Genomic DNA, 25,199 nt, shown 5'->3' with positions numbered 1-25,199 from the left:
GCTGGCGTTTGCGGTCGGGAGGCGCTTCGAGTAATAGAGGCCTACGATCGCGTGTTGAAATTCGATTTCTGTAATTGAAGCCTAACAGAGGTTGAAATCGAATTTCAAAGGCGACCACTTCGTTTCTTCGGCTCTCTATCACTCTCCGCTGCTCCGAAGCGCATGCCGAACTTGAATCATTTTTCAAAATCGCTTTAACACTCGCTTCGCAGGAAAAGGCGGCGGGATCGGTTGACGCGATCCCGCTCGGCTCTTGGTGGGAAGACGGGAATCTTACTTATCGTTGAGAGCGACAACGCCCGGGAGGGCTTTGCCTTCCATGAATTCCAGGGAAGCGCCGCCGCCCGTGGAGATATGGTTCATTTTTTCGGCCAGACCGAATTTCTCGGTAGCCGCAGCGGAGTCGCCGCCGCCGATGATCGTGTAGCCTTCCGTGTTCGCGCAGGCTTCGCCTACGGCACGCGTACCGTGGGAGAAAGGCTCGATTTCGAATACGCCCATCGGTCCGTTCCAAACGACCAGTTTGGATTTTGCGATGACGTCCGCGTACAGGGCACGCGTCTTCGGACCGATGTCGATGCCTTCCCAATCGGAAGGGATGCCTTCTTCAACGTTGATGATCTTCGTGTTGGCCGAAGCGCTGAAGTCGTCGGAGATCACGATGTCGACCGGCAGCATGAAGTTCTTGCCGAGCTTTTTGGCTTTTTCGATAAAGCCGAGCGCTACGTCGAATTTGCTGTCGTCCAGCAGCGATTGACCGATTTCATAGCCTTGGGCTTTGAAGAAGGTATACGCCAGGCCGCCGCCGATCAGCACGTTGTCGGCGATGTTCAGCAGGTTGTCGATCACGTCGATCTTGTCTTTGACTTTGGAGCCGCCGACGATCGCCGTGAACGGGCGTTCCGGGTTCAGCAGCGCTTTGCCGAGCACGTCGAGTTCTTTTTCCATCAGCAGGCCGGAAACGGCCGGCAGGTGGTGCGCGATGCCTTCTGTCGAAGCATGTGCGCGGTGAGCGGCGCCGAAGGCGTCGTTTACGAACAGATCGGCGAGCGAAGCGAACTCTTTGGCGAGTTCCGGATCGTTTTTCTCTTCGCCTTTGTGGAAACGCACGTTTTCAAGTACCAACACGTCTCCGTCTTTGAGCTCGGCGATTTTAGCCTTGACCGTCTCTCCGATCGACTCGTCCGTTTTGGCAACCGGTTTGCCCAGCAGCTCGGACAGGCGTTCTGCGGCGGAAGTCAGTCTCATCGACTCGACAACTTCGCCCTTCGGACGTCCCATATGGCTCGCCAGCAGCACTTTCGCGCCTTTTTCGGTCAAATATTCGATCGTCGGAATCGTTGCACGGATACGCGTATCGTCCGTAATCTTTCCGTCTTCGAGCGGAACGTTAAAATCGACGCGCACAAACACGACTTTGCCGCTTACTTCTACGTCACGTACACTTTTCTTATTCATAAATTAAATCCCCCATGCCCTCAAATTTAGAATTCAGGATTCCAAGGAATACGACTCTCGCAGCGCGGCAACTTAGAAAAAGCGGAAACAAAATTACCCTGTTTCCGCTTTATCCGCATGTCGCACATTGACCGGGTTCCCATGAACACGGCCAACGTACCCAAAGATTGCTATTTACTTGCCGTAATCCGTGCGAAAATGTCCGGAATTACTGAGCTTTTTTCGCGAAGAACTCAAGCGTGCGAACGAGTTGAGCCGTGTAGGACATTTCGTTGTCGTACCAAGCTACCGTTTTAACGAGCTGCTTGTCGCCAACTGTCATTACGCGGGTTTGCGTAGCGTCGAACAGGGAGCCGTAAGTCATGCCCTTGATGTCGGACGATACGATTTCGTCTTCCGTGTAACCGTAAGTTTCCGGGTCGGCTGCAGCTTTCATCGCAGCGTTGACTTCGTCAACCGTTACGCTCTTCTCGAGAACCGTTACCAGCTCCGTGAGGGAACCTGTAGCAACCGGTACGCGCTGTGCAGCGCCGTCAAGTTTGCCTTGCAGTTCAGGAATAACCAGACCGATTGCTTTTGCAGCGCCAGTCGTGTTAGGAATGATGTTTTCCGCTGCTGCACGGGCACGACGGAAGTCGCCTTTAGGGTGCGGAGCGTCCAGCGTGTTTTGGTCGCCGGTGTAAGCGTGGATCGTAGTCATGAGACCTTGAACGACGCCGAACTGGTCTTGCAGCGTTTTTGCCATAGGAGCCAGGCAGTTCGTTGTGCAAGATGCGCCGGAGATAACCGTTTCCGTACCGTCGAGGATCTCGTGGTTCACGTTGTAAACGATGGTTTTCATGTCGCCTGTTGCCGGAGCGGAGATGACGACTTTTTTGGCGCCAGCCGTGATGTGCTTCTCAGCGCCTTCTTTGGTTGTGAAGAAGCCTGTGCATTCCAGCACGATGTCAACGCCGAGCTCTCCCCAAGGAAGTTCTTCAGGGTTGCGGTTCGCCAGAACCTTTACTTCTTTGCCGTTCACTTTGAAGAAGCCGTCGTGTACTTCGACTTCGCCGTTGAACTTGCCTTGCGTTGTATCATATTTCAACAGGTGTGCGAGCATTTTCGCATCGGTCAAGTCGTTGATTGCGACAACCTCGATACCTTGCACGTCTTGAATACGGCGGAAAGCCAAACGTCCGATACGACCAAATCCGTTAATTCCTACTTTTACAGTCATTGAACAGTTCCTCCTAAGAAAATGGTTTTTGAAGAAATGTTTTCATTTATTCAAGGCGTGTGTCTCCATATCGATGAAAACACGGCGCCATGAGTAACAAGTTCATCAGGCGCTCTCCAGCACCCGGACAATCTCCATCGCGGCCGCTTCGTCGATGACCAGAATGTCTTCCTGGCCGAACCGCAGCACCGCGTGGATCGCCTTCGCTTTCGATTTGCCGCCCGCAATGCCAAGAACGACGTCTGCCGCCTTGATATCGTCGAGCCTGAGTCCGAGCGTCAGCATGTTATGTACGACGCTGCCGCTCTCGTCGAAGTAATAACCGAACGATTCGGCTACCGCTCCCTTATCGCGAAGACCGTCGGTGGTAGCTTCGTCCAGCTTGCGCCTTCTAGCCATATCCACCGCGTTCCCGATCCCGTGCACAATGATGCGGGCGGTGCGGATCTCGCGAACGATTTCCTGGATGTTCGGGTCGTGTACGAGCGATTCGTACGCTTCCCGGCTCAAAAGATCGGGTACGTGCAGCAGCCGGTAATCGGCGCCGACGCGCTTGGCCATGTTGGAAGCGATCGTGTTCGCCTGGATTTCCAGGCTCTCGCCCAGTCCTCCGCGAGCCGGAACGAACCAGCTCCCCTTGAGGGGACCGTTGACCGGATAGGTCAGCTGCTCGGCCATTTCGGCCAGCGTCGTGCCTCCCGTTACGGCCACCACGTCTCCGCCCCGCATGACGCCGAGCAGCGCTTTGGCCCCGGCCTTGCCGAGTTCGCGCTTGGAGAGAGGCGATTCTTCGCAGTTCCCCGGAACGACCACGACTTTCTGGAGTCCGTAGAAACGGCGAATCTTCTCTTCCAGGTTGGACAATCCTACCAATTCCTTCAATACCGGTTCCAGACGCTCAAGAAGGAGTTGTCCGGCATCGCTGATCCGCATGCCCGCCGTGTCCGTTTCAATCAAGCCCTGCGCTTTCAGCAGATCGGTCTCGGCTCTCAGCACGCGTTCGGTCATCTGAAGGGAGTGGGCCAGCGTTCGGCGTCCCGTCGTGCCCGTCAGCATAATCTGATGCAGGATCGTATACCGTTTCTTGAGAGTTTCCATGAGATCGGGAAGCAGCTGCTGCTGAATTTCGAGAATGTTCTGCATGCGTTCCACCTCTGCAAACTTCGTCTGCCCGTATAATGTTGGACCAATGGACGATTATTGTCCCGGGAACACTTTTTATGTCCCACACCTAGTTTACCCAATTTGCCGCTGCGATGCAAGCTTTGCCCTGCGTATATTTTGCGCTTTTCCAATGTAGCCGACGGCCTACTAGATATGGGAAAAAGACATGCAGCAAGCGCATGATGTAGGGGTGTTTTTGTCCCCTTTTTCACAACTTTCTTAGGGCTTGCAATTTCTCTTGCTGCCTAGTATAATAATGATTGCTGCTGTTTGTAAGCGTGCGCCCGTGGTCCAATGGATATGACGTAGGCCTCCGAAGCCTGAGATCCAAGTTCGATTCTTGGCGGGCGCGCCATTATTTTTTACAGCATCCCGCCATTATTTTTTACAGCATCCCAGTGTATCGAAATGTTCCGTTAAGGGACAGCCCGTTATTATTTAACTGTATTTTTCATTCCTGACGCCGATATCGGCTATTTTTTTTGCATAAAGTTTGACTTTCTTTGACTTTATGTTTGGGATTGTTTATCATATGGGTAATACCAGCTAGACGTTTATCGGACCTTCGTTTGCGCAGGGTTCGACAGCTCATCCAGCCTGGGCATCCATTCCAATTCTAAGAGCGGAATCCATCCGTTCACAAGGAGGTTTTTCACTGTGGGTTACATTCCTATGGTCGTTGAACAAAGCAACCGCGGCGAGAGAGCGTACGATATTTACTCCCGTCTGCTGAAAGACCGCATCATCTTCCTCGGCACCGAAGTCAACGATGTCGTGGCCAACGCGATTATCGCACAGCTCCTGTTCCTCGAAGCGGAAGATCCGGAGAAAGACATCTACCTCTACATTAACAGCCCGGGCGGTTCGATCACGGCCGGCATGGCAATTTTCGATACGATGCAGTTCATCAAGGCAGACGTCTCCACGATCTGCGTCGGCATGGCCGCTTCGATGGGCGCATTCCTGTTGAACGCCGGCGCCAAGGGCAAGCGTTTTGCCCTGCCGAACAGCGAGATCATGATTCACCAGCCGCTCGGCGGCGCCCAGGGTCAGGCTTCGGACATCGAAATCCGTGCCCGCCGCATCCTCGCGCTGCGCGACAAGCTGAACCGCATCCTCTCCGAGCGTACCGGCCAACCGCTGGAACGCATCGAAAAAGATACGGACCGCGATTACTTCATGGAAGCTGCTGCGGCAGCCGAATACGGCATCATCGACAAAGTGATCGAGAAGCCGATTGCCGAAGCCGGCGTGAAGTAAACCGATTATCTCTTAAAAAAACAGCCGTCCGGCGCAAGCCGGACGGCTGTTTTGCGTAGATTGGCGCAACCCGGCGCTCATCAGCCTGGATTTGCGGTCAGTTACGGTCATCGCCGTGCCTGTATCGGTCATTGTCGTTCATTTGCGTTCATTAGGCGCGCATTTCGCAACCGTCCCGCCCGCTTTGCGTAATAGGTGCAGATACATAACCATTCGCACCTATATCCGAGGAGGACAATGCCCATGCAATTTCGCCATAACGATTTTCGCGTCTTCAGTTCGCTCCGCAGAGAAAATATGATCATCGAAGTCATTCAGGCCGGCGGCCTGCCGGAAAATTATAACGCCGAACTGGCCAAATCCGTAAACCATCACGATTCGGAACGGTTCGGCTGGCAGCAGGTGCGCATCCTGCTCGACGACTCTTCGGCCATTCTCGAAGCGGGCGCGCTCCAGTTCATGTTCGGCAATATCGAGATGGAGAACCGCTCCGGCGGCGTGGGCGGCTTCGCCAAGAAGTTCGTCGGCAGCGCCGTGACGGGCGAGACCGCGAGCAAGCCGGTCTACCGCGGCACGGGCGAAATCTATCTGGAACCCAAACGCAAAGACTTCACGCTGATCGAGCTTGCGCCGGGCGAAGAGATCATCGTGGACGACGGTCTGTTCTACTGTGCGGAAAACACGGTCAAAGTCGGCGTCGCCAAACAGGGCAATGCCTCGACGGCGCTGTTCGGCGGCGAAGGGCTGTTCCAGACGAAGATCACGGCGACGGACAGCAGCTATGTCGTGCTGGAACTGCCGGTACCGGAATACGAACTCGTCCGCTACGAACTCAAAGGCGAGACGCTCAAAGTCGACGGAACGTTCGCGGTGCTGCGCAGCAGCACGATCGAATTCTCTATCGAGCGTTCGACCAAGTCGCTGATGGGCTCGGCTTCGTCCGGCGAAGGCATGCTCCAGACGTTCCGCGGCCACGGCGAAGTGTGGCTGGCCCCGACGCTGCCGATGCGCGCGCAGCCTTTCTAAAGGCGGGCTTCGCGGCGCAGGCCGAGCAGGCCGAGCAGGCCGAGCAGGCCGAGCAGGCCGAGCAGGCCGAGCAGGCCGAGCAGGCCGAGCAAAAAGCCCCGTTCTCCATCAAGATGGAGAACGGGGCTTTTGCGATGCGGCCGGCCGGTCCCGGGCGAATGTGCCCGGGGCTTCGCTTGCGGCGGCCTAGCGGCCGGCCTGCGAGAACTCGGGCAGCGTCAGCCCGTCAAGATGCGAGATGTCGCCGGCTACGTCGGCGACGCTCGTGTCGCGCAGCACCTGCTCCATCGCCCGCTGGGCGGCGAGCAGAATCGGGTTCATGGCGGCCTGGATATTGCGGCCGACTTCGCAGTCCGGGTTCGGACTCTCGTGCAGGCCGAACAATCCGCCTTCGCCGACGGCTCCGACCGCGCGGTACACTTCGAACAGCGTAATGTCCGCAAGCGGCTTCTGCAGGCGCGCTCCGGCGATGCCCGCTCTCGCTTCGACCAGGCCGGCACGGCCGAGCATGCCGGTGATGCGCCGAATCACGACGGGGTTCGTGTTTACGCTGCTTGCGATAAATTCGGAAGTCGCCGTGCCCGGCTCCGAAACGCTAAGCAAAATCAACGTATGCACGGCCACGGGGAATTTGGTGCTGATATTCACTTTGCATGCCTCCCTCCGGCGTTTCTGGGATGTGTTTGGGTGAAACCATTCTAGTTACATTACCGGAAAATGTCAACCCTGCGTCGTTTCCGCGCTGCAGATCACTTCGGTCCAGCCAAAACGGTCTTCGATATCGCCGCGCTGCAGCGCAGTCAGCTCGTCGTACAGGCGGCGCGTCCATTCGCCGGTCTCTCCGCCGCCGATTTTGAACGTTTTGCCGTTCCAGCCGATCTCGCCGATCGGCGACACGACGGCCGCCGTGCCGGTGCCGAACGCTTCAAGCAGCGTGCCGTCTTCGGCGAAAGCGCTGAGTTCGTCGATCGTGACCGGACGCTCTTCCACTTCGAAGCCGAAATCGCGCAGCATCTGGATCGACGAATCGCGCGTGATGCCGTTCAGGATGCTTCCGCTGAGCGAAGGCGTGACGATGCGGTCTCCGATCCGGAAAAAGACGTTCATGCTGCCGACTTCTTCCACGTACTTGCGGTGTACGCCGTCCAGCCACAGCACCTGCGAGTAGCCGGCTCCGTAAGCATTCTCCTGCGCCTGCATGCTTGCCGCGTAGTTGCCGGCCGTCTTGGCTTCGCCGACTCCGCCCGCGACGGCGCGTACGTCGCGCGTCTCCACGTGGATACGGACCGGATTCAGCCCTTCCGCGTAATAGGCTCCGACCGGCGACAGGATGATCATCATCTTGTAGCTAAGCGAAGGGTTCGCGCCGAGATGATTCTCGGTCGCGATCGCGAACGGACGGATGTACAGCGACGTTCCCGGCGCCGAAGGCACCCAGCTGCGATCAAGCTTGATCAGTTCCTTGAGCGCTTGGAGCACGAAGCTCTCGTCGATCTCCGGAATGCTCATCCGGCGGCAGGAGCGGTTGAAGCGCTCGAAGTTTTTCTCCGGACGGAACAGACGGATATCGCCGTCTTCGCCCATATAGGCTTTCATGCCTTCGAAAATGGTCTGTCCGTAATGGAACACTTTGGCTGCCGGGTCCATCGGGATCGGTCCGTAAGGAACGATCTTGGCATCGTGCCAACCTTCGCCCTTTTTGTAGTCCATCGTGAACATATGGTCCGTCATATAAACGCCAAACGACAGATTGGCGGTATCCGGTTTCGGTTTGCGCTGCGTCGTCTCTTGAATCTTCAGTTCACCCTGCATGATGCACGCTCCTCTTTTTATATTGAATCCTATCATCGTCTTACCTATATTAATAATATCCTTTTCGTCGGTTCTGCATACCCCAAAAGTATGAAAGGAGCAGAAAAAAGATGGATCTTCGCCAACTGCGCTATTTTTCCGCCGTGTTCAGGGACGGGCAAATCACTTCCGCCGCCAAAAAATTGAATATGGAACAGCCTCCCCTCAGCCGGCAGATGAAGCTGCTCGAAGAAGAACTCGGCACGCCGCTGTTCGACCGCAGCGGCCGCAAGCTGATCCCGACGGAAGCCGGCAGACGGCTGTACGAACGTTCCGAAGCGCTGCTCGTGCAGCTGGAAGAGACGCTGCTCGAGATCCGGGAGCTTGGCGAAGGCATCGGCGGCACGCTGTCGATCGGCGCCGTCGTCTCGTGCGTGTCGCTGCTGCCCGGCGCGATCGAACGGTTCGGGCGGGAACATCCCGCCGTGACGTTCAATATCCAGGAAGGCGACCATTTCCAGCTCGCCGAACTGCTGCGCCAGCGCCGGATCGAGCTGATCGTCGCGCGGCTGCCGTTCGAGGCGCCGCCGGGCGCCGACGATTACGGCATCGCGCCGCTGCCGCCCGATCCGCTGGCCGCCGCCGTGCCGGCCGGCTGGACCGAATACGCGGGCAGGCGCAGCCTGGACCTGAACGAACTGTCGACGCGTCCGCTTCTGACGCTCAAGACCGACCGCACGACCGGCATGCATGAGCGGATCATGCAGGAGTTTGCGGCGCGCGGCGCCGCGCCCCGCGTCTTCTGCGAATGTTCCAGCGTCGCGGTCATTCTCGCGCTCGTCGCCCAGGGGCTCGGCGCTTCGCTGCTGCCCCGCTCTGTCCTCGCTTCGTTCCGTTCGGAAGATTTTCGCGTTCTGGAACTCGGCGACGCCGTGCTGCAGGCCGATGTCGGTCTTGTCTGGCTGCAGGGCCGCTATTTGTCCAGAAGCGCGGAACGCTTCATGGACAAGCTGCTCGAACCCCGCGAACCCCGCGAACCCCGCGAATAAGCGGACGGGCAATTCTCCGGTGCATGCGCACGAACGCAACCGCAATCGCACCCAAAGCAAAAGCCCGGCTCCGGCGAAGCGCGAATATCTCGCGCTCCGCCGGGCCGGGCTTGCGTGTTCCAACCGGGCTTGCCGGTCCGAACGGACAGGCTTTTATGTGCGACGCCGGTCTTTTTCTTACGCTGGATTATACGCTGGATGAAGATCCCGCGAAGTTACAGGCCGGCAAAAGGATCGGTGCCTTTTGGAAGCAGGGAAGCGAACGTGAAGTCGAAGGACGGAATACCTGCCGCGTAAGGCGTGTATTCGTACTGCTGGAAGAAGATCGTGAAGCCGCCGTTGCGGACGTAGAAGCCCGGTTTGCTGCCGATCGTCTTGAAGCCGTCCTCGCTGAGCAGCGAACCGGCTTTTTTGAAAGCCGCGGCGACTTTTTTGTCCAGCTCGCCGAACGCTTTCGGATTCGCTTTGAGCAGCTGCTTCAGCGGCACTTCTGCACCCGTCTTCAGGTTGAAGTTGTAGCCGGTCTGAACCGTGCCGCCGTGAGCGCCGCCGTAGAACGAGTAATCCTGCATCACGGCGCTGAACAGTCCGTTTTTGTTGTAGGAGATCATGTAATTGGCATCCGCTTCGTAGTGCATCTCGCCCGACAGCGGGCCGAATTCTTTCATGTCGGCTTCGAAGCTCTTCAGGAACGACTGGGCGTGCTGCTTGAGCGCCGCGTTGATCTTCGCGATGCCCGCGCCGCTGCCGGCCAGCTCCGGATACCGGATATTGATGACCGCGTCTTTGCCGGCCGCGCTGCTCTTGAGCGTTTTCTCCGTTACGGTAACGCCCGGGCTTGCCGCCGGCTTAAGCGCGATGGAACCTGCGTTCAGCGTGCCGTCGATGCCCGCGTAATCGCGCAGCACGGACAACGGAACGTACATCGTGCCGGCTTTGGTCCGGCCTTCCGCCTGGAGGCCTACGCCGTTCGCGCCGATCCAGATGTTGCTCTCGTAAGGCGACAGCGTCAGCGCGTTCGGCGACGTGCCGAGCTCGTAGAGACCGGTTTCTTTATCGAAAGCGAGCGACAGGCCCGCGGCTTTGGCCAAAGCTTTGACCGGCACGTACGTGTCGCCGCCCGCCTGGTAAGCGTTCGCTCCCAGCGCTTTGCCGTTCCAGCTCACTTTGACGCTGGCAGTCGCGGAAGCGGTTGCCGGGGCGGCCGCCGCATGGGCTCCGCTCGTGCCGATTCCTGCCGTGACCGGCAGCAGCAGCCCTGCCGTAAGGACGGCGGCCGTCATCATCTTGGTCGTTTTTTTCCATGCTTGCACGTTGTGATTTGTCATCATCCGTTCAGCTCCTTCGCATCTTGGCGGTTTGTCTTTATCCATCCTGATTATAAAAGGGCCGCGGCGGAAATGGGTGACAAGGAGCGTTACAGTATTGCAACCCTTACTCGGGCTTTTTTACAAAATTGTTAAGGTTGGCGGCTTGCAAAATGCGCGGGTTACGCATCGGCTCCTTCGTTGCCTTCATTCCACCTGGGTGCGCCCATGATGCTCGACAGCCGGCCTCCGGGAGGCGCGGGCAGCACCGGAAAATCCAGTTCCATGACGAGAATCGGCAGCTTGCCGGTCTCCAGCGTGCGGTCGGCGAAGTATCCGTAGAACGAATACAGATAGCCGCACGGGTAATTGTCCGCGTCCGATTCCTCGTAATGGCGAAAAGCGGCTTCGCTTTCGATATCGCTGAAATCCGGCTGACGTCTCAATTCGGTGCCGTAATCGGCTTCCGTCTCCATGCGGCTGCCTTCTTCCACGCGCTGCGCGAACCATTCCAGCATGCGGTTCAACTGGCGAGCCGAACGGTTCGGCGACGCAATCAAAATTTCGGGATGGCCAAAGCTGTATTCCAATCCAATCGTAAACGCGTAGTTCATTCCTTCATCAGACAAAACGATCGGCATCCACCCCTTGTTCATGAGCTCGGGGATGTAAGACAGTCTTTTGCGTGCAAAGTCCGTATACTCCTGGCAAAACAACGAATAACGCTCGAACAGGTTGCGACCGGGATTTTCGTGCAGCAGCCTGCGGTAATATTGTTTGCGGTCTTCGGGAATGTTCATTGTTTCGATCACTGGAATCACCTCGCTTCTCGGTTCCGAATATGGGATGTTGTGTGGAGAGTCTAAGGGAGAGTCACGTTCTTTGCTTACTCCATTTATAAACCTCACATTCGATTCCAAACAGTTAAGCGGTTCTTTTTTTGTAAAAGATTCAATCGGCACATCTCGAAAAAAGCCCCGGCTGGCGCGAATTTAAGCAACAAAGCCGCCTTCGCACAGGGCGAAGGCGGCTTCAGGTCGAACGTCCGGATCAAGGCATTCTTATTTCATCTCGTATTGCACGGTCAGACGGGTCGTTACCGTGATTTGACCCGGTTCGATAGAAGTCGGGGGGGCACCCGCCGCCATGTCCGCCGTAGCGCGTTCGTACTGCGCGTACACGATCGGAGCTTCCGCGTCGTCCTGGCTGATCGAAACGATCGCGCCGAGCGTACGGTTGGCGGATTTGGCGATTGCCGACGCTTTTTTGTTGGCGCTGGACATCGCTTTGGCGATGGCCTGCTCTTCGTACTGGTCCGGATTCTCGGCCGCGAAGCTGATGTTCTGGATACGGTTGGCTCCCGCTTCGGAAGCGGCGTCCAGCAGTTGGCCCAGCTTGTCCAGGTCGCGGTACGTCACTTTGAGCACGTGCACGGAGCTGTAGTCCTTGATCGTCTGGCCGTTGTCATCGCTGTACGTGTAGTTCGGCGATACGTTGAACTGTTCCGTCTCGATGTCTTTGGCGGCAATTTTCCACTCGCCTTTGAGCAGAGTGTTCAGCTTGCTCATCGAAGTCGCCGTTTTCTTCTGCGCCGCCGCTGCCGTAGCCGCGTTCGATTCCACGCCGATGTACAGATAAGCGACGTCCGGCGTTACTTTGATTTCCCCTTTACCGGCCACATTGATAACGTTCATTGCAACGACCTCCGCGGCATGAGCCTGATTCATTCCGAGCGACGCGGGCACGGCCGCTCCTCCGACGAGCAAAGATCCGGCGATCAATACGCTGCCAAGCGGTTTCATCCACATTTTCATCGTTTATCCCTCCAAGTTATCGTTGATTACCCTCTAAACGACACCGGAGCCGAAAAAGTTGCAGGTCCGGACCCAAACGCAAAAAACCTTTCGGCCGCACGCCCGGGAAGGCGCGTACGGCAGAAAGGTTGACGCGCTTTGGGCGCGGATCGGCGACACTCCGGGCACGAGGCGCGCCGGAGCGTCGAAACGATCGGACAGATCAGGCTGCCGGCTCCTCGGATGCCGGTTGGGCCGCGTCTTTGAGGCTGGCCGCACCGGTCACGGTGCTGGTCAGCAGCATGTCGTTGATCGCCGCATTTTCGGCGCGGGTCAGCGTCTTCTTGGACTGGAAGTCGGCCGCGCCGGAAGCGCTGAACTTCACTTCGGGGCCGTGGTAGCCCAGAGCGACGACCAGTTTGACCGCGGATACGGCCCACTTGTCGGTCTTGCCCGTAAGCTTGACCGAGTCCAGCAGTTCTTCGGGATACAGGCTGCCCGTCGAATTGTAGATGATCAGAGCCGCTTCCTGGCGGGTAATCGGACGGTCCGGCTGGAACATGCCTTTGTCGTTGCCCGAGATCAGGCCGAACTCGTAGGCGGTCTGGATTGCCGCGGCATACGGATGTCCGACCGTATCTTTCAATTCGGGCTTGCTTTCCGACAGCGGAATGGCCGACGTGCGCATCAGCATGTCCACGTACTCGCCGCGGGTGACGGCTTCGTCCGGTCCGAACGCCATGTTCGGATCGTTCGGATAATAGCCGAGCGATTGCAGGTCGAGAATGTACTTCGCGTACGGATGCGTCGACGCGATATCGTTGAAGCCGGACGGCTTCGCGCCTTTTTGCTCATAACCCATCGGATTCAGGTAAGGTTCCTTGAGGTACGAGACGCTGCCGTCCGCAGCGGTCTTGAACGCTACCAGCATCTTGTTGGCATCCATAAACAGCCCCGGTGCTACCTGGCGCAGCGCGCGCTCGCCGGTCAGCGGGTCGGAGATGACCATGCGTCCGCGCGAACCCGGTCCCACTTTGGAGACGACGCTCTCGACGCGCAGGTCTTTATACAATCCCGCATAGCGCTCAAGCTGCTCCGGCGATTCCGCCGCGAACGCAGGGAAAGTCGCTTCGGCCGCATACTGCGGGAAGAACCGGTAGATAAATGCCGCGTACAGCTGCTCGCGCAGCGCGCCGTTCTGGTTGTAGACGACGAATACGCCGGTATCCTGCTCGGGAATCAGAAACATCAGCGAGCTTGCGCCCGGAACGTCGCCGCCCTTGGTGATGACTTTGCTGCTGCTGCCCGCGCCCGGAAGCTGCGAAGCCGATTCGAACCCGTAGGTCGAGTCCGGCAGCAGCGGATGGATCGCGGAACGGTATTCCGACATGGCCGCTACCGAATCGGCTTTGAGCAGCTGCGCGCCGGAAGCCGTCTTGCCTTCGTTCAAGAAGGCGGTCATGAATTTGGCGATATCGTCGGCCGTCGACAGCATGCCGCCCTGCGGCATGAAGCTTTCGCTGACCGGATAAGGCTTGATCGTCTCTTCGGCCGCATAGCCGGTCGCCGAACGCTTGCGCAGGTCCGCGGTCAGCGTGAAGTCGGTGCTGCCCATGTTGAGCGGCGCGAACACGTTGCGTTCCATATACGTCTCGTACGGCGTGCCGCTCGCCTGCTGCACGATGTATCCGAGCAGCAGGAAAGCGAAGTTGTCGTACATGTAAGCCGTACCCGGCTCGCGCACGACGTCCGGCATATACTTCGCGATATAGTCTTCCATGCTGACGGACTGCCCTTTGGCAGGGTTCAGGTCTTCCTCGCGGGCGTCCTGGATTTTGAAGCCGCTGCGATGCGTGAGCAGATCGGCAACGGTAACCGGTTCGGCGAACGGATTCTCAAAAGTGATGCCGCCGAGATATGTACGAATGTCCGCGTCCAGGCTGAGTTTGCCCTGCTCGACCAACTGCATGACCGCGGCCGCGGTGAACGTTTTCGAGACGGAAGCCATCCGGAAGACGTCTTTTTTCGGATCGACGCGGCGTTTGCTGTCCACGTCGGCGTAGCCGTACCCTTTTTCCGCCAGCACCCGGCCGTTTTTCACGACGACAACCGCCGCTCCGGGAGCCAGTTCCTGTATTTCTTCCAACGCAAAAAACTCGTCCAGAAAAGCGGTGACCGAGGAAGACGTAAGCGCGGTGTCCCGGGCTGCCGCCGATGCGGACGCGGTCGGCGTCTCCGCGGCGTAAGATAGGGTAGGCGGGAGCAGCGTCAGCGCAAGCGCCGAGGCGATCACGGCTTTGGTCCATTTGACCGATGCCGATCTCCAGATATTCGATTTTTTCAATGTTTTTCCCCCTTGTGTCTATTGATAAAATGGGTGCGGCTTCATGAGCCTACATAGCGAGCTCTTCGCACTCATTCTTACCCTTTTGGACTCGGCTGTCAAACACGAAACCGCTATCTTGGGGACAGGAAAAGCAAATATTTTTTCGGCAAACTGGAAGTTGTTGGTTAATATCGATGGCAGGCGAATTTGCGTACGCAAAAACCTCCCGAAAACGTTCGGGAGGTTCGATGGGCGGCGTATCTATGCAAAAATATCGCCTAACGGGAAGCTGGCACAAGAATTATTGGTTTTCCAATTCTTCTTTGCTGACAAGGCTCATTAAAGCGTTTACAGCCTGCTCGGCGTCCGCGCCTTCCGCACTGATGTGAACTTCAGTACCGGAACTGATTGCCAGGCTCATGATGCCCATGATGCTTTTGGCGTTTACTTTTTTGTCTTCCTTCTCTACAAAGATTTCGGAAGAATATTTATTGGCTTCCTGAACGAACAAAGCCGCAGGTCTCGCGTGCAGCCCCGTCTTCAGTCTGACGACTACCGGGTGTTTGGTCATGAGCAATCTTACCCCCTATACGAAATGAAGTTCCTGTCGAAACGCATTATTGTACCCAGTATACCATAACTTCGGTTGCTCACACTAGTCTAAAACCGAGCGCGGCGTTTGCAAACCTTCGCACTCCGCCCTTTTCCACACTGACCGCAAAAAAAAGAGCGGCTCTCAGCCGCCCCGAATCTTCTCCGCCATAATATCGAGCTTGCGCAGCCGGTGATTGACGCCGGATTTGCTGACGTTGCCCTTGAGCAGTTCGCCCACTTCCTTGAGGTTGATCTCGGGATGGGCCAACCGGACTTCCGCCACTTCGCGCAGCTTCTCCGGCAGCCGTTCCAGCCCCATTTCCCTTTGCAGGAAGCGGATATTGTCGATCTGCCGCACGGCGGCGCCGATCGTCTTGTTGAGGTTGGCCGTCTCGCAGTTTACGATCCGGTTGACCGAATTGCGCATGTCGCGCATGATCCGGACGTCCTCGAATTTGAACAGAGCCTGATGGGCTCCGATAATATTCAGCAGTTCAATGATCTTCTCGCCTTCTTTGAGGTAGAAAATGAAGCCTTTCTTCCGTTCGATGCAGCGGGCGTTCAGATGGAATTCGTTCGCCAGGTCGACGAGCGACTGGCAGTGTTCTTCGTACATGGAGGCGATCTCCAGATGGTACGAAGACCCTTCCGGATTGTTGACCGAACCGCCCGCCATGAAGGCGCCGCGCAGGTAGGCACGCTTGCAGCAGTTCTTTTTGACGATATCGGGACTGATGCCGGGCAGGAATTGGAACCCTTCCGACGTGATCTTGAGCGAAGCGAGCAGTTCCTGCACGCCGGCCGGAATCCGGACGATGTACACGTTGTTTTTTTTGAGACGCATTTTTTTGCGCACGAGCAGCTCCGTATGGACGCTGTAATGCTTTTTGATCAAAGAATAGATCCGGCGTGCGATCGCCGCGTTTTCGGTAGAAATGTCCAGAATGACTTTTTTGTTGGAGAGCTGGATCGAGCCGTTCATGCGTATAAGCGCCGACAGCTCCGCTTGTTCGCAGCAGGCGTCCGCCTCCACCATCGTCAATTCTTTTTTGGTCTGAGCCGCAAACGACATGGATTGTTCACCCCTTCCGTATCATCCAGTCTGCCACCAGCCTGTTTATGTGTTCGCTTAATTTATCCGCGTCGTGACGCAGATAAGTGCCGTACTTCACGAAAGTATCGGCAATGACGGTACAGTTCGTGCCCGCGATCTCTTCCAGGTCCAACCGGACCGGCGTCGCGCCTTCTTCCGCGTAGCGAAGCTGCACGTCTTCGGGAATATGCCCGCTGTTGACGAGCACGTAGTCGAACAGATGGCTGCCGACATGGTCGTACACGGCCTGAAGATGGTCGCCCACGCTGAACCCGTCCGTTTCGCCCGGTTGGGTCATGACGTTGCAAATATACATCTTGATCGCGTTGGACGCGACGACCGCTTCGGCCAGCTGCGGCACGAGCAGATTCGGCAGCAGGCTCGTGTAGAGGCTGCCCGGACCGATCAGGATCGCGTCGGCGCGCTGGATCGCCAGCACGGCTTCCGGCAGCGCTTCGACTTCGGCCGGTTCGAGGAAAATCCGCTTGATTCGTCCGCCGTATTCCGGAATGCTCGACTCGCCGGTCACGATCGTGCCGTCTTCCATTTCCGCATGCAAAATGACGCCTTCCTTGGCGGCGGGGTAGACGACTCCGCGGACGGCGAATACCCGCCCGAGCTCGCGCACGGCGGTGACGAAGTCGCCCGAGATGTCCGTCATGGCGGCCAGGATCAGATTGCCCAGGCTGTGCCCCGCAAGACCGCTTCCGGTCTTGAAGCGGTAGCTCAGCATGTCCGAGAGCAGCGGCTCCACGTCGGCAAGCGACGTCAGCACGTTGCGGATATCGCCCGGGGGCGGCATCTGCATCTCGCTGCGCAGAATGCCGGAACTGCCGCCGTCGTCGGCTACCGTCACGATGGCCGTAATGTCGAGCGGCTGCTGCTTGAGACCCCGCAGCATGACGGACAAACCCGTTCCGCCGCCCATCACTACGATTCGGGGGCGACGCACGGGCCGCTGCGCCTGTTGCTTAATATTCATGAATGTTCACTCCTCCGTACGTTAACCGCTTCGAATCGCTTGCCGGCCGTTCCGGCATGTTCCGAAAAAGCCGGCGGCTGCGATTCTAATGACGGTCCCGATCGGCGTCCCGGTGATTGACGCGCACTCTTTCCGTTTCGCTTGCTCCCAGCATCCGTCCCAAATATTCGGAGATGGCGACCGAACGGTGCTTGCCGCCGGTACAGCCGATGCCGATAATCACCTGGCTCTTGCCTTCTTTGCGGTACTGCGGAATGAGAAAATGCAGCATGTCCAGCAGCTTGGTCAGAAACGTCTGGGTCTCCGGCCATTTCATGACGTAATCGTACACGTCGCTGTTCTGACCCGTCAGCGGACGCAGATTGTCGACGTAATGCGGGTTGGGCAGGAATCGCACGTCGAAAATAAGGTCCGCATCGATCGGCACGCCGTACTTGAAGCCGAACGACGTGACGTTGACCGATAATTGATGGCTTTCCATATGCGAGAAGCGGGAGATGATCTTCTCTTTGAGAACGGCCGGCTTCATATTCGTCGTATCGATGATCTGGGTCGCCGAATTTTTGAGTTCTTCCAGCATTTTGCGTTCCAGGCGAATGCCGTCGAGCGGCATGCCGTCCGGGGCGAGCGGATGCCGGCGGCGCGTTTCCTTGTAGCGCTGCACGAGCACGGCGTCATCCGCGTCGAAGAACAGAATCTCGCTGTGAATCGTAAAATGGTCTTTGATAAAAGACAGCGATTCGGACAGCGCGGCGAAGAACTCCCGGCCGCGCAGGTCGATGACCAGCGCCACCTTGGCGATCTTGCCGTTGGACTGATCGATCAGCTCGGCGAACTTGGGGATCAGGACCGGCGGCAGGTTGTCGACGCAGAAAAACCCCAGATCTTCCAGGCTCTGCACGGCGATCGTCTTGCCGGCTCCCGACATTCCCGTAATGATCATCAGCGTGGCGGCCGGAGCCGCCCTGCCTTCTTTTTGGATATCGGTCATGCGAGCTTTCCCTCCCTGGCTTGCTTCGTTAACGAATCATCAGGCCGGCCGCGCCGATCATGCCGGCGTCATTGCCGAGCATCGCCGGAACGATCTGCACGCCTCCTTGAAGCGGGGCGGGCGTCAGCTGCGCGAACGTCTCGCGAATCGGGTTGAACAGAATGTCGCCGGCTTTCGATACGCCGCCGCCGATGATGAAGCTCTGCGGATTCAATACCGCTGCCACGGTCGCCATCGACTTGCCGAGGTAGAACGCGGCGCGCTTGACGATGCGCAGCGCCACTTCGTCGCCCGCTTTGGCGGCGTCGAACACCGTCTTGGCCGTAATCTCGCTCGCGTCGGCGATAAAGGTGCGCTCGCCGCGCTCTACCGCTTCCTTCGCCATGCGGATGATGCCCGTCGCCGAAGAGACGGTCTCCAGGCAGCCGGTCTTGCCGCAGCCGCACTGGATCGCTTCCAGGTCCGGCACGACGTCGATATGGCCGATCTCGCCCGCCATGCCGGCAGAGCCCTGGTAGATGCGGCCGTTGATGATGATGCCGCCGCCTACGCCGGTTCCCAGCGTATAGCATACGCAGTTCTCGACGCCGGCTCCGGCGCCGCTCCACGCTTCGCCGAGCGCGGCGACGTTGGCGTCGTTATCGATCTTGACGGGCTTGCCGAGCCGCTCTTCCAGAATGGCGCGGATCGGAACGTCTTTGAGGCCTATGTTCGGTGCCATGACGATGATTCCGTCACGAACGTTCGTGAATCCGGCCACCCCGGCGCCGACTCCGGCCAGTTGTTCCCAGGCATAAGGCGATTCTTCGACGACCCGGCGAACGTATTCCGCCATATTGGCAATGACCGTCTCCGGACCTTCCGCCACTCCCGTGGGCCCTTCATAAGTATGCAGCAGAACGCCGCTCTCGCTGCACAGACCGACCTTGATCGTGGTGCCGCCCAGATCCATCCCGACGTAGACATTTTCAGACATGTTACAAGCCACCTTTTTTCTTCAATATAGAGAATGCAGGAATTCATCGCTTTGTTTGCTCAAGTCCAAAATCCGTTTCCTTCGTCTCCCACTATAAGCGAACACCCGGTTTCGGTCAAGCGAGCGCGCCTTCGTGCAAAGCCTTGTCCCGCAAGGGTCGAAAGCCTTTTCTTGACTTCGGGGCGCGCCCTTTTGCCCGTTCGCCTGTCTTTATCGCGTACCGCGGCACGCCCGGGGGCGTTGAATCCCTTGCGGGGCGGGGTTTACGGCGTCTTGCCCTCCTTCCCCGCTTCGCTTATTTCCCGATTCACGGATTCGCTGATTCCCCTATTCGTCTCGCAGCAGCTCCGCCAGCATCCGTTCGCGGTTGTTGAGAAATTGCCGCGTCACGATATCATGTTCCGTCTCCTCCACCCGGCACGTTCGAATGCCGCTTGCGGTCAGATTGTACAGCCGGCTGTCCGGGTAGGACATCAGCAGCGGAGAATGGGTCGAGATGATAAACTGTCCGCCCCTGCGCACCAATTCATGGATACGCGTCAGCATCGCCAGTTGCCGGACAGGCGACAGCGCCGCTTCCGGCTCGTCGAGAATATACAGGCCGCCCGAACCGAACCGGTGCATGAACGTCGCGAAAAAAGCTTCTCCGTGCGACTGTTCGTGCAGCGAACGTCCGCCGTAGCTGTCGATGATCGCGGGACCGGCGTCCGGCTGCCGGTCCAGTTCATCGATCGTCGTCGCCACATTGTAATAACTCTCCGCCCGAAAAAAATAACCGTCTTTCGGCCGCGCCGTGCCCCGGATCAGCCGAAGATACCGGTGCAGCGGAGAATGGGTCTCGGCGGTCGCGAAATTGAGGTTCAGCGTGCCTCCTTCCGGATTGAAGCCCCAGGCGGTCGCGATCGCTTCCAGCAGCGTCGACTTGCCGACCCCGTTCTCGCCCACGATGTACGTGACACGTGGATGGAATTCGAGGCTTTCCAGTTCCCGCACCGCCGGCAGATTGAACGGATATTCGTCCGGCGTTTGAATCTGTCCGCGCAGCAGCTCGACCCGCCGCAGATAGCGGCGGTCGGCTTTTTCGACTTTTCCGGCTCCCGCACCGTCCATGCCCATCCCCATGAGTCGATCTCCCCTTCCCGTGTCCCCATCTGTCCGATCCGATCTTTTTCCATATACGCAAAAAAACGCACAGACGAAAAATTCCGTGACGGATTTTCGCCTGCGCGCCTGAAGCTTCATGAAGAAGGTGGATTCCAACAATTAACGATCGAGCGATTCGCTCCAGTCGTGCACGACGCTGCCTTCGAGATACTTCTCGCAGTCCATCGCCGCCATGCAGCCGCTGCCCGCAGCCGTGATCGCCTGGCGGTACTTGGTGTCCTGCACGTCGCCGCAGGCGAAGACGCCCGGGATGTTCGTCTCGGTCGTGCCCGGCTTGACGATCGCGTAGCCGTGGCCGTCCAGCTCAAGCTTGCCCTGCAGGAACGTCGTGTTCGGCGTGTGGCCAATCGCCACGAAGACGCCGTCCGCTTCCAGCAGTTCTTCCTGTCCGGTCTCGTTGTTGAGCACTTTCAGCCCTTTGAGGCCGGTGTCGCCCGCTACGACTTCCAGCGGCTGACGGTTGAGCGCCCACGAGACTTTCTCGTTCTCGCGCGCGCGGTCCTGCATGATCTTCGAAGCGCGAAGTTCTTCGCGGCGGTTAACGACGGTTACTTCGGTCGCGAAACGCGTCAGGAAGCTGGCTTCTTCCATCGCGGAGTCGCCGCCGCCGACAACGATCAATTTTTTGCCGCGGAAAAAGAATCCGTCGCAGGTCGCGCACGTGCTGACGCCGCGTCCGATATTGTCCTGCTCGCCCGGAATGCCGAGGTAGCGGGCCGATGCGCCGGTGGAGATAATGACCGAATCCGCTTCGATCGGCTCGGCGCCTTCAACGGTAATCTTGAACGGGCGCGTGGAGAAGTCGACGGAATCGACCCAGCCGTTCATGAACTCGGCGCCGAAACGCTCCGCCTGCTGACGCATATTGTCCATCAGTTCCGGTCCCATGATTCCGTTCGGGAAGCCCGGGAAGTTCTCGATTTCGGTCGTGGTCGTCAGCTGTCCGCCCGGTTGAAGACCTTCGATCACGAGCGGGTTCAAGCTGGCGCGAGCCAGGTAAATGGCTGCGGTAAGGCCGGACGGGCCGGTTCCGATGACTACGGTTTTGTGCTTTTGCATACAGACATCCTCCTCAGGGTTGATTGGGTTTTGCGTTTCTTCCAGTGTCTACGGATCGGACGTTACAGTCCTTTCCGGTGATCTCTTCCGTGCAGGGTCATGCGTTCCTTGATGCTGCACACCTGGTCCACCCGTTTGACGTAGCGTCCGACGGTCGAAGCCGACACGCCGTAACGCCGGCCGACCTCTTCGTAGGTCGAGGTGCCGCGGCGAAGCTTGTCGGTCAGGTAATCAAGCGCCGCCGCCCAGCCTTCCACGTAGGAAAGCACGGGAACTTCGGGATACAGCCGGCGCAGAAAATCGGTCCAGAGCGACTCCAGATCGCGCCGCAGGCTGAAATCGCCGGGCGCGCACGAAGAGCGGATCGCCGCGTCGAGCACGTCCTGCCAACGTTTCTCCCACACCGGCAGTTCTGCCGGTTCGAGGGAGAACAGAGCCGAAGACCGTTCGTCTTCGGCGTCCGGCTCCGCCTGCTCAAATCCGTTGTCGACCAGAATCGAAAGTGCCAGGCCGCGTACGCTTTCCGATTCGCGCTCGTCATAGGCGAGGTCCCTCAGGACCCGCGTCATCTCTTCGTCCGCCAGCGGCCGGCACGCCTGCAGCGCATGGTGCTTGTCTTCCTCGCTGCCGGTACGCAGCGTGCGGATCAGCGCGGCGCGAATCGCCGGCGAATCTTCGGGCAGCCGTTCTTCCCAGCGCTGCCAGAGCTCCGACCGGCGCACCGCTTCGAGCCGGTAATGGTAGCTGACCGGCTCGGCGATGCCGTCGGTCTGCCACTCCGGCAGGCGATCGAGATAATAGGCCGCCGCTTCGGCTTCCGGATCGAGCTTCAGCGTCGTCTTCCACAGCTTCTCGGCCGCTTCGGGTCTGCCGCTCAGCACGGCGGCCACGGCGCAGTAATGATGGAGCGAAGCGTCGGCGGACGCTTCCTCGTCCGTCAACAGCCTGCGAAAATGCAGGTAAGCCGCTTCGTGTTCGCCCAGAATGCCGAGCGTGGTCGCCAGCTTGAAGGCGTGTTCGCGATGGAACGGGATGATCGCCGTCAGGCGGCGCGCCAGGCGCGAAGCTTCCTCGGCGCCTTCGGGGCCGGAATGGCGGCGGAAGATCGCCAGATTGCACAGCCCGTGCAGATTGCCGGGTTCGCGCTCCAGCACGTCTTCCACCACGCCGAGCGCCCGGTCGGTCATGCCCATATAGTAGTAGGCCAACGCCAGATTGTTGGCGGCGGCGGCAAATTCGGGATACTCCTTCAGCAGTTCTTCCAGCAGGTCGGCCGCTTCGGCGAACATGCCTTCTTCCAGCATCGTCCGGGCCCGTTCGTGCCGGTCGGAACCGCGGCGGGCCAGCACGCTGTGATCGCGGATCTTGCGGTTCAATTCCAGTTGAAGCAGGTCGATCATCTCTTCCGCTTCGTGCAGGAACTGCCCCGCAGCGTCTTCTTCCAGATATTTCAGCAGCGCGGTCTCGGCTTCTTCAAACCGTTCCATGTTCGCGAAGTTGTTCGCCATGTAGAACCGGCACTCCGTCATGGAAGGATCGACTTCGTCCAGCACGTGCAGCAGCACTTCGTTCGACGCTTCGTAATTGCCCATCTCGGATAATATACCCGCCATGTTGCAATGATTCACCGGATTGTCCGGTTTTAGTTCGACCGATTTGCGAAAATATTTCAACGCCTTGTCATATTGGTAGCGATCCAGCGCGCGGACGGCTCTTTCGAAAAAAAAGCTTTCGTCCATCGATAAAGAAACCACATTGGTCCGCGGCTTCTCTTCACGCCGATTGTTCCCGTTCACCTGAGCAAGGCCCCCTTTGTTAACCGCTTAAAAACGAATAGCGAAACCAGTATACCATAATTCCCCGGTCGCTCCCAACCAAGCGGCCGACGCTTCGGTCCTTGACCCGGTCCCTTTTTTCGGCGCCGGGACGGTCAGATCCCCGTCAAATCCCGGTCAGATCCCCGAGTCGCTGAACAGCGTCGCGAGCGATCCGCCTTCCAGGATGATGTGGATGGCCCGGGCGAGCATCGGAGCGACCGGCAGTACGGTGAAGCGGTCCGAATGGTCCGCCGGAAGCGCGATCGAGTCGGTGATCACGACTTCCTGGATATTCGGATGTTCCAGGCGCTGCAGCGCGCCGTCCGAGAATACGCCGTGCGTCGCGCAGACGATCGAGTCCTTGGCGTTGCGTTCCTTCAGTCCTTCCACCACTTTGAGAATCGTGGAGCCGGTATCGATCAGATCTTCCATGATGATCGGGGTACGCCCTTCGACGTCGCCGATCACGTGGGTAATCATCGCCTGATTGTGAGCCGGACGTTTCTTGAGCATGATGGCGACCGGCGAATCGAGCCGGTTCGCCAGCTTCTCGGCGAGCTTCGCGCGGCCCGCGTCCGGAGACACGACGACCGGATCGGTAATGTTTTTGCTGCGCAAATAATTGGCGATCAGATCGAGCGTCGTGAGGTGATCGACCGGAATGTTGAAAAATCCTTGGATGGCGGCCGCGTGCAGTTCGATGGTGACGACGCGGCTCGCGCCGGCCGTCGTCAGCACGTCCGCGACCATCTTGGCCGAGATCGGTTCGCGCGGCGCGGCTTTGCGCTCCTGGCGGGCATATCCGTAGTAGGGAATGACCACGTTGACCGTACGGGCGGAAGCCCGCTTGGCGGCGTCGATCATGACGAGCAGTTCGACGAAATGCTCGTTGATCGGATGGGACAGCGACTGCACGAGAAAGACGTCCAGATTGCGAATGCTTTCTTCGTAATGTACGTAACTCTCGCCGCTCTTGAATTTGGTCAGTTTGACCTTGCCGGGCGTAACGCCCAAATCGTTGCAGATCCGGTCCACCAGACCCGGATTGGACGATCCTGAAAATACACGCATCCTGTGCTGCATGGCACCCTCCCGAATCTTATTTTGTGTATACCGCGTAGGACTTGCTCCGCGAATCGATAAAGTGTTCCTTGGACTTGCCTTGATTATACCCCAATCGCCGGAGCGGCAAAAGCAAAGAGACGCCGAAAACGGCGTCTCCCGCTTTTTATTCCGTTAAAGCGATCATCGTCCGCCTACGGCGATCGAACGTCGCCACCTCGCGCACGCCGAGCGCAAGCAGCTGCGTACGGGCCTTGTCCAGATTCTCGGACAGCTTCGCCGGATCATGCGCGTCGGACCCGAGCGTCAGCGGAATGCCGAGCGCAAGCGCGCGGCGCAGCAGCCCTTCCGCAGGAAACATCTCCGCGCAGGGCTTGGTCAGGCCGGAAGCGTTCAGCTCCATCGCGATGCCGCTGTCCGCAATCCGGCGCAGCGCTTCGTTCTCGGCCGCTTCCCGCTCCGCGGCCTGCTCCGGCGCGGGGCCGTAGCCGAAACGCTTGATCACGTCGAAATGGCCGACGATATCGTAGAAGCCGGTCTCCGCCGCGCGTCCGACCGCGTCGTAATACGTCCGGTAGACGTCCAGCGGATCGCGCCCTTCCCAGCCGGCCGTCTGCCGAAAATCGGTGACGTCCCATTCGCCGAGGAAATGCACCGAGCCGATGACGTAATCCCACGGATAGGCGTCGACGATAGCCTTGATCTCGTTCTCGAAGCCTTGGATGTAATCGCCTTCGAGTCCCAGCCTGATATCGATACGATCCCGGTATTTCTGCTTGAGCGCCAGCACTTCCTCGACGTAGCGAGGCAGCTCGTCCATCGGCATGGCCATCTCCGGATAGTAGCGGGCCGGGTCGACATGGAGCAGCGGCATATGGTCGGACAAACCGAGCTGTCCCAGGCCGAGCTCGATGCCGCGCAGCACGTACTGCTCCAGCGTGCCGACGGCATGACCGCACCGCTCGTGGTGCGTATGGTAATCGATGAGCATCAGATTTTCTCCTCTCACTTGTCCGATAGAAAAAGCGGACCGCACCGGCCGTCTGCCGGGTGTCCGCCGTTGTGATC

The 25,199-nt window shown here is 58.4% G+C and carries 22 protein-coding genes and 1 tRNA gene; 4 read left to right on the top strand and 19 right to left on the bottom strand.

What is annotated here, in order from left to right; genetic code table 11:
* Positions 1 to 273 precede the first annotated feature (273 nt).
* From FFV09_RS11415 to FFV09_RS11405, 3 genes are all read right to left on the bottom strand, one after another.
* Positions 274 to 1,458, bottom strand: a complete 1,185-nt coding sequence (locus FFV09_RS11415; protein ID WP_141447938.1) for a phosphoglycerate kinase — start codon at positions 1,456 to 1,458, stop codon at positions 274 to 276.
* A gap of 208 nt (positions 1,459 to 1,666) precedes the next feature.
* Positions 1,667 to 2,677 (bottom strand): type I glyceraldehyde-3-phosphate dehydrogenase, encoded by a 1,011-nt coding sequence (gene gap, locus FFV09_RS11410; protein WP_141447937.1) that lies wholly within the window; start codon positions 2,675 to 2,677, stop codon positions 1,667 to 1,669.
* Between the two features lie 105 nt (positions 2,678 to 2,782).
* Positions 2,783 to 3,820 (bottom strand): sugar-binding transcriptional regulator, encoded by a 1,038-nt coding sequence (locus tag FFV09_RS11405; protein ID WP_141447936.1) that lies wholly within the window; start codon positions 3,818 to 3,820, stop codon positions 2,783 to 2,785.
* A 301-nt stretch (positions 3,821 to 4,121) separates the two neighbouring features.
* Between FFV09_RS11405 and FFV09_RS11400 the strand changes: the two genes are divergently transcribed.
* The 3 genes from FFV09_RS11400 (at position 4,122) to FFV09_RS11390 (ending at position 6,127) form a co-directional block, all read left to right on the top strand.
* Positions 4,122 to 4,196: transfer RNA gene (locus tag FFV09_RS11400), tRNA-Arg, on the top strand.
* Between the two features lie 302 nt (positions 4,197 to 4,498).
* Positions 4,499 to 5,101, top strand: coding sequence for an ATP-dependent Clp endopeptidase proteolytic subunit ClpP (gene clpP, locus FFV09_RS11395; protein ID WP_141447935.1), 603 nt, complete (start codon positions 4,499 to 4,501; stop codon positions 5,099 to 5,101).
* Between the two features lie 243 nt (positions 5,102 to 5,344).
* Entirely contained in the window at positions 5,345 to 6,127 is a 783-nt protein-coding gene (locus tag FFV09_RS11390) for an AIM24 family protein (protein WP_150233941.1), read from the top strand.
* Between the two features lie 186 nt (positions 6,128 to 6,313).
* On the opposite strand, the gene FFV09_RS11385 is transcribed toward FFV09_RS11390, so the two are convergent.
* Together FFV09_RS11385 and FFV09_RS11380 are read right to left on the bottom strand one after the other, a co-directional pair.
* Entirely contained in the window at positions 6,314 to 6,775 is a 462-nt protein-coding gene (locus FFV09_RS11385; protein WP_141447933.1) for an Rrf2 family transcriptional regulator, read from the bottom strand.
* A gap of 72 nt (positions 6,776 to 6,847) precedes the next feature.
* Positions 6,848 to 7,939, bottom strand: coding sequence for a branched-chain amino acid aminotransferase (locus tag FFV09_RS11380; protein ID WP_141447932.1), 1,092 nt, complete (start codon positions 7,937 to 7,939; stop codon positions 6,848 to 6,850).
* A 110-nt stretch (positions 7,940 to 8,049) separates the two neighbouring features.
* Here FFV09_RS11380 and FFV09_RS11375 point away from each other — a divergent pair, with 110 nt between their 5' ends.
* Positions 8,050 to 8,967 carry a LysR family transcriptional regulator gene (locus tag FFV09_RS11375; protein ID WP_141447931.1) on the top strand — a complete coding sequence of 306 codons (918 nt, stop codon included), beginning with the start codon at positions 8,050 to 8,052 and terminating at the stop codon, positions 8,965 to 8,967.
* 215 nt (positions 8,968 to 9,182) lie between these two features.
* Here the strand turns inward: FFV09_RS11375 and FFV09_RS11370 are convergent, their stop codons facing one another.
* The 14 genes from FFV09_RS11370 to hisJ all read right to left on the bottom strand — a co-directional run bounded on the left by FFV09_RS11370 (position 9,183) and on the right by hisJ (position 25,122).
* Positions 9,183 to 10,298: a DUF3298 and DUF4163 domain-containing protein gene (locus FFV09_RS11370; protein WP_170314998.1), complete on the bottom strand. Its 1,116-nt coding sequence runs from the start codon at positions 10,296 to 10,298 to the stop codon at positions 9,183 to 9,185.
* 158 nt (positions 10,299 to 10,456) lie between these two features.
* A complete protein-coding gene (locus FFV09_RS11365) occupies positions 10,457 to 11,086 on the bottom strand; it encodes a DUF4262 domain-containing protein (RefSeq protein WP_141447929.1) in 630 nt (209 codons plus the stop codon).
* A gap of 249 nt (positions 11,087 to 11,335) precedes the next feature.
* Positions 11,336 to 12,088: an SIMPL domain-containing protein gene (locus FFV09_RS11360; RefSeq protein WP_141447928.1), complete on the bottom strand. Its 753-nt coding sequence runs from the start codon at positions 12,086 to 12,088 to the stop codon at positions 11,336 to 11,338.
* A gap of 202 nt (positions 12,089 to 12,290) precedes the next feature.
* Complete coding sequence (locus FFV09_RS11355) at positions 12,291 to 14,411, bottom strand: serine hydrolase domain-containing protein (protein WP_246098531.1); 2,121 nt, start codon at positions 14,409 to 14,411, stop codon at positions 12,291 to 12,293.
* 283 nt (positions 14,412 to 14,694) lie between these two features.
* A complete protein-coding gene (locus FFV09_RS11350; protein WP_141447927.1) occupies positions 14,695 to 14,964 on the bottom strand; it encodes an HPr family phosphocarrier protein in 270 nt (89 codons plus the stop codon).
* Positions 14,965 to 15,129: 165 nt separating this feature from the next.
* Positions 15,130 to 16,059: a DNA-binding protein WhiA gene (whiA, locus tag FFV09_RS11345; protein ID WP_141447926.1), complete on the bottom strand. Its 930-nt coding sequence runs from the start codon at positions 16,057 to 16,059 to the stop codon at positions 15,130 to 15,132.
* Between the two features lie 7 nt (positions 16,060 to 16,066).
* Positions 16,067 to 17,062 (bottom strand): gluconeogenesis factor YvcK family protein, encoded by a 996-nt coding sequence (locus FFV09_RS11340; RefSeq protein WP_141447925.1) that lies wholly within the window; start codon positions 17,060 to 17,062, stop codon positions 16,067 to 16,069.
* Positions 17,063 to 17,147: 85 nt separating this feature from the next.
* A complete protein-coding gene (gene rapZ / locus FFV09_RS11335; protein WP_141447924.1) occupies positions 17,148 to 18,053 on the bottom strand; it encodes an RNase adapter RapZ in 906 nt (301 codons plus the stop codon).
* 28 nt (positions 18,054 to 18,081) lie between these two features.
* The gene (locus FFV09_RS11330) at positions 18,082 to 19,029 is read right to left on the bottom strand and encodes an ROK family glucokinase (RefSeq protein ID WP_141447923.1); all 948 of its coding nucleotides are present in this window, start codon (positions 19,027 to 19,029) and stop codon (positions 18,082 to 18,084) included.
* A 327-nt stretch (positions 19,030 to 19,356) separates the two neighbouring features.
* Complete coding sequence (locus FFV09_RS11325; RefSeq protein WP_246098530.1) at positions 19,357 to 20,151, bottom strand: AAA family ATPase; 795 nt, start codon at positions 20,149 to 20,151, stop codon at positions 19,357 to 19,359.
* 141 nt (positions 20,152 to 20,292) lie between these two features.
* A complete protein-coding gene (gene trxB / locus FFV09_RS11320; protein ID WP_141447922.1) occupies positions 20,293 to 21,252 on the bottom strand; it encodes a thioredoxin-disulfide reductase in 960 nt (319 codons plus the stop codon).
* A gap of 62 nt (positions 21,253 to 21,314) precedes the next feature.
* Entirely contained in the window at positions 21,315 to 23,048 is a 1,734-nt protein-coding gene (locus FFV09_RS11315) for a tetratricopeptide repeat protein (protein ID WP_141447921.1), read from the bottom strand.
* A 156-nt stretch (positions 23,049 to 23,204) separates the two neighbouring features.
* Positions 23,205 to 24,152 (bottom strand): ribose-phosphate diphosphokinase, encoded by a 948-nt coding sequence (locus FFV09_RS11310; RefSeq protein ID WP_141447920.1) that lies wholly within the window; start codon positions 24,150 to 24,152, stop codon positions 23,205 to 23,207.
* A 145-nt stretch (positions 24,153 to 24,297) separates the two neighbouring features.
* Positions 24,298 to 25,122: a histidinol-phosphatase HisJ gene (gene hisJ, locus FFV09_RS11305; RefSeq protein ID WP_141447919.1), complete on the bottom strand. Its 825-nt coding sequence runs from the start codon at positions 25,120 to 25,122 to the stop codon at positions 24,298 to 24,300.
* Positions 25,123 to 25,199: the final 77 nt, after the last annotated feature.

The sequence above is a fragment of the Saccharibacillus brassicae genome, from assembly GCF_006542275.1.
GTDB classification, from domain to species: Bacteria; Bacillota; Bacilli; order Paenibacillales; family Paenibacillaceae; genus Saccharibacillus; species Saccharibacillus brassicae.
Note: the sequence above shows the minus strand (reverse complement) of the source record. Positions and strands in the feature narration are given on the sequence as shown.

Bases quoted from the DNA above. Each gene is read 5' to 3' on its own strand.
- FFV09_RS11370 (WP_170314998.1), bottom strand. From the start codon at position 10,298: ATGATGACAAATCACAACGTGCAAGCATGGAAAAAAACGACCAAGATG.
- whiA (WP_141447926.1), bottom strand. From the start codon at position 16,059: ATGTCGTTTGCGGCTCAGACCAAAAAAGAATTGACGATGGTGGAGGCG.
- rapZ (WP_141447924.1), bottom strand. From the start codon at position 18,053: ATGACCGATATCCAAAAAGAAGGCAGGGCGGCTCCGGCCGCCACGCTG.
- FFV09_RS11350 (WP_141447927.1), bottom strand. From the start codon at position 14,964: ATGACCAAACACCCGGTAGTCGTCAGACTGAAGACGGGGCTGCACGCG.
- FFV09_RS11380 (WP_141447932.1), bottom strand. From the start codon at position 7,939: ATGCAGGGTGAACTGAAGATTCAAGAGACGACGCAGCGCAAACCGAAA.
- FFV09_RS11415 (WP_141447938.1), bottom strand. From the start codon at position 1,458: ATGAATAAGAAAAGTGTACGTGACGTAGAAGTAAGCGGCAAAGTCGTG.
- FFV09_RS11340 (WP_141447925.1), bottom strand. From the start codon at position 17,062: ATGAATATTAAGCAACAGGCGCAGCGGCCCGTGCGTCGCCCCCGAATC.
- FFV09_RS11310 (WP_141447920.1), bottom strand. From the start codon at position 24,152: ATGCAGCACAGGATGCGTGTATTTTCAGGATCGTCCAATCCGGGTCTG.
- hisJ (WP_141447919.1), bottom strand. From the start codon at position 25,122: ATGCTCATCGATTACCATACGCACCACGAGCGGTGCGGTCATGCCGTC.
- gap (WP_141447937.1), bottom strand. From the start codon at position 2,677: ATGACTGTAAAAGTAGGAATTAACGGATTTGGTCGTATCGGACGTTTG.
- FFV09_RS11375 (WP_141447931.1), top strand. From the start codon at position 8,050: ATGGATCTTCGCCAACTGCGCTATTTTTCCGCCGTGTTCAGGGACGGG.
- FFV09_RS11405 (WP_141447936.1), bottom strand. From the start codon at position 3,820: ATGCAGAACATTCTCGAAATTCAGCAGCAGCTGCTTCCCGATCTCATG.
- FFV09_RS11325 (WP_246098530.1), bottom strand. From the start codon at position 20,151: ATGGGGATGGGCATGGACGGTGCGGGAGCCGGAAAAGTCGAAAAAGCC.
- FFV09_RS11390 (WP_150233941.1), top strand. From the start codon at position 5,345: ATGCAATTTCGCCATAACGATTTTCGCGTCTTCAGTTCGCTCCGCAGA.
- FFV09_RS11330 (WP_141447923.1), bottom strand. From the start codon at position 19,029: ATGTCTGAAAATGTCTACGTCGGGATGGATCTGGGCGGCACCACGATC.
- FFV09_RS11360 (WP_141447928.1), bottom strand. From the start codon at position 12,088: ATGAAAATGTGGATGAAACCGCTTGGCAGCGTATTGATCGCCGGATCT.
- trxB (WP_141447922.1), bottom strand. From the start codon at position 21,252: ATGCAAAAGCACAAAACCGTAGTCATCGGAACCGGCCCGTCCGGCCTT.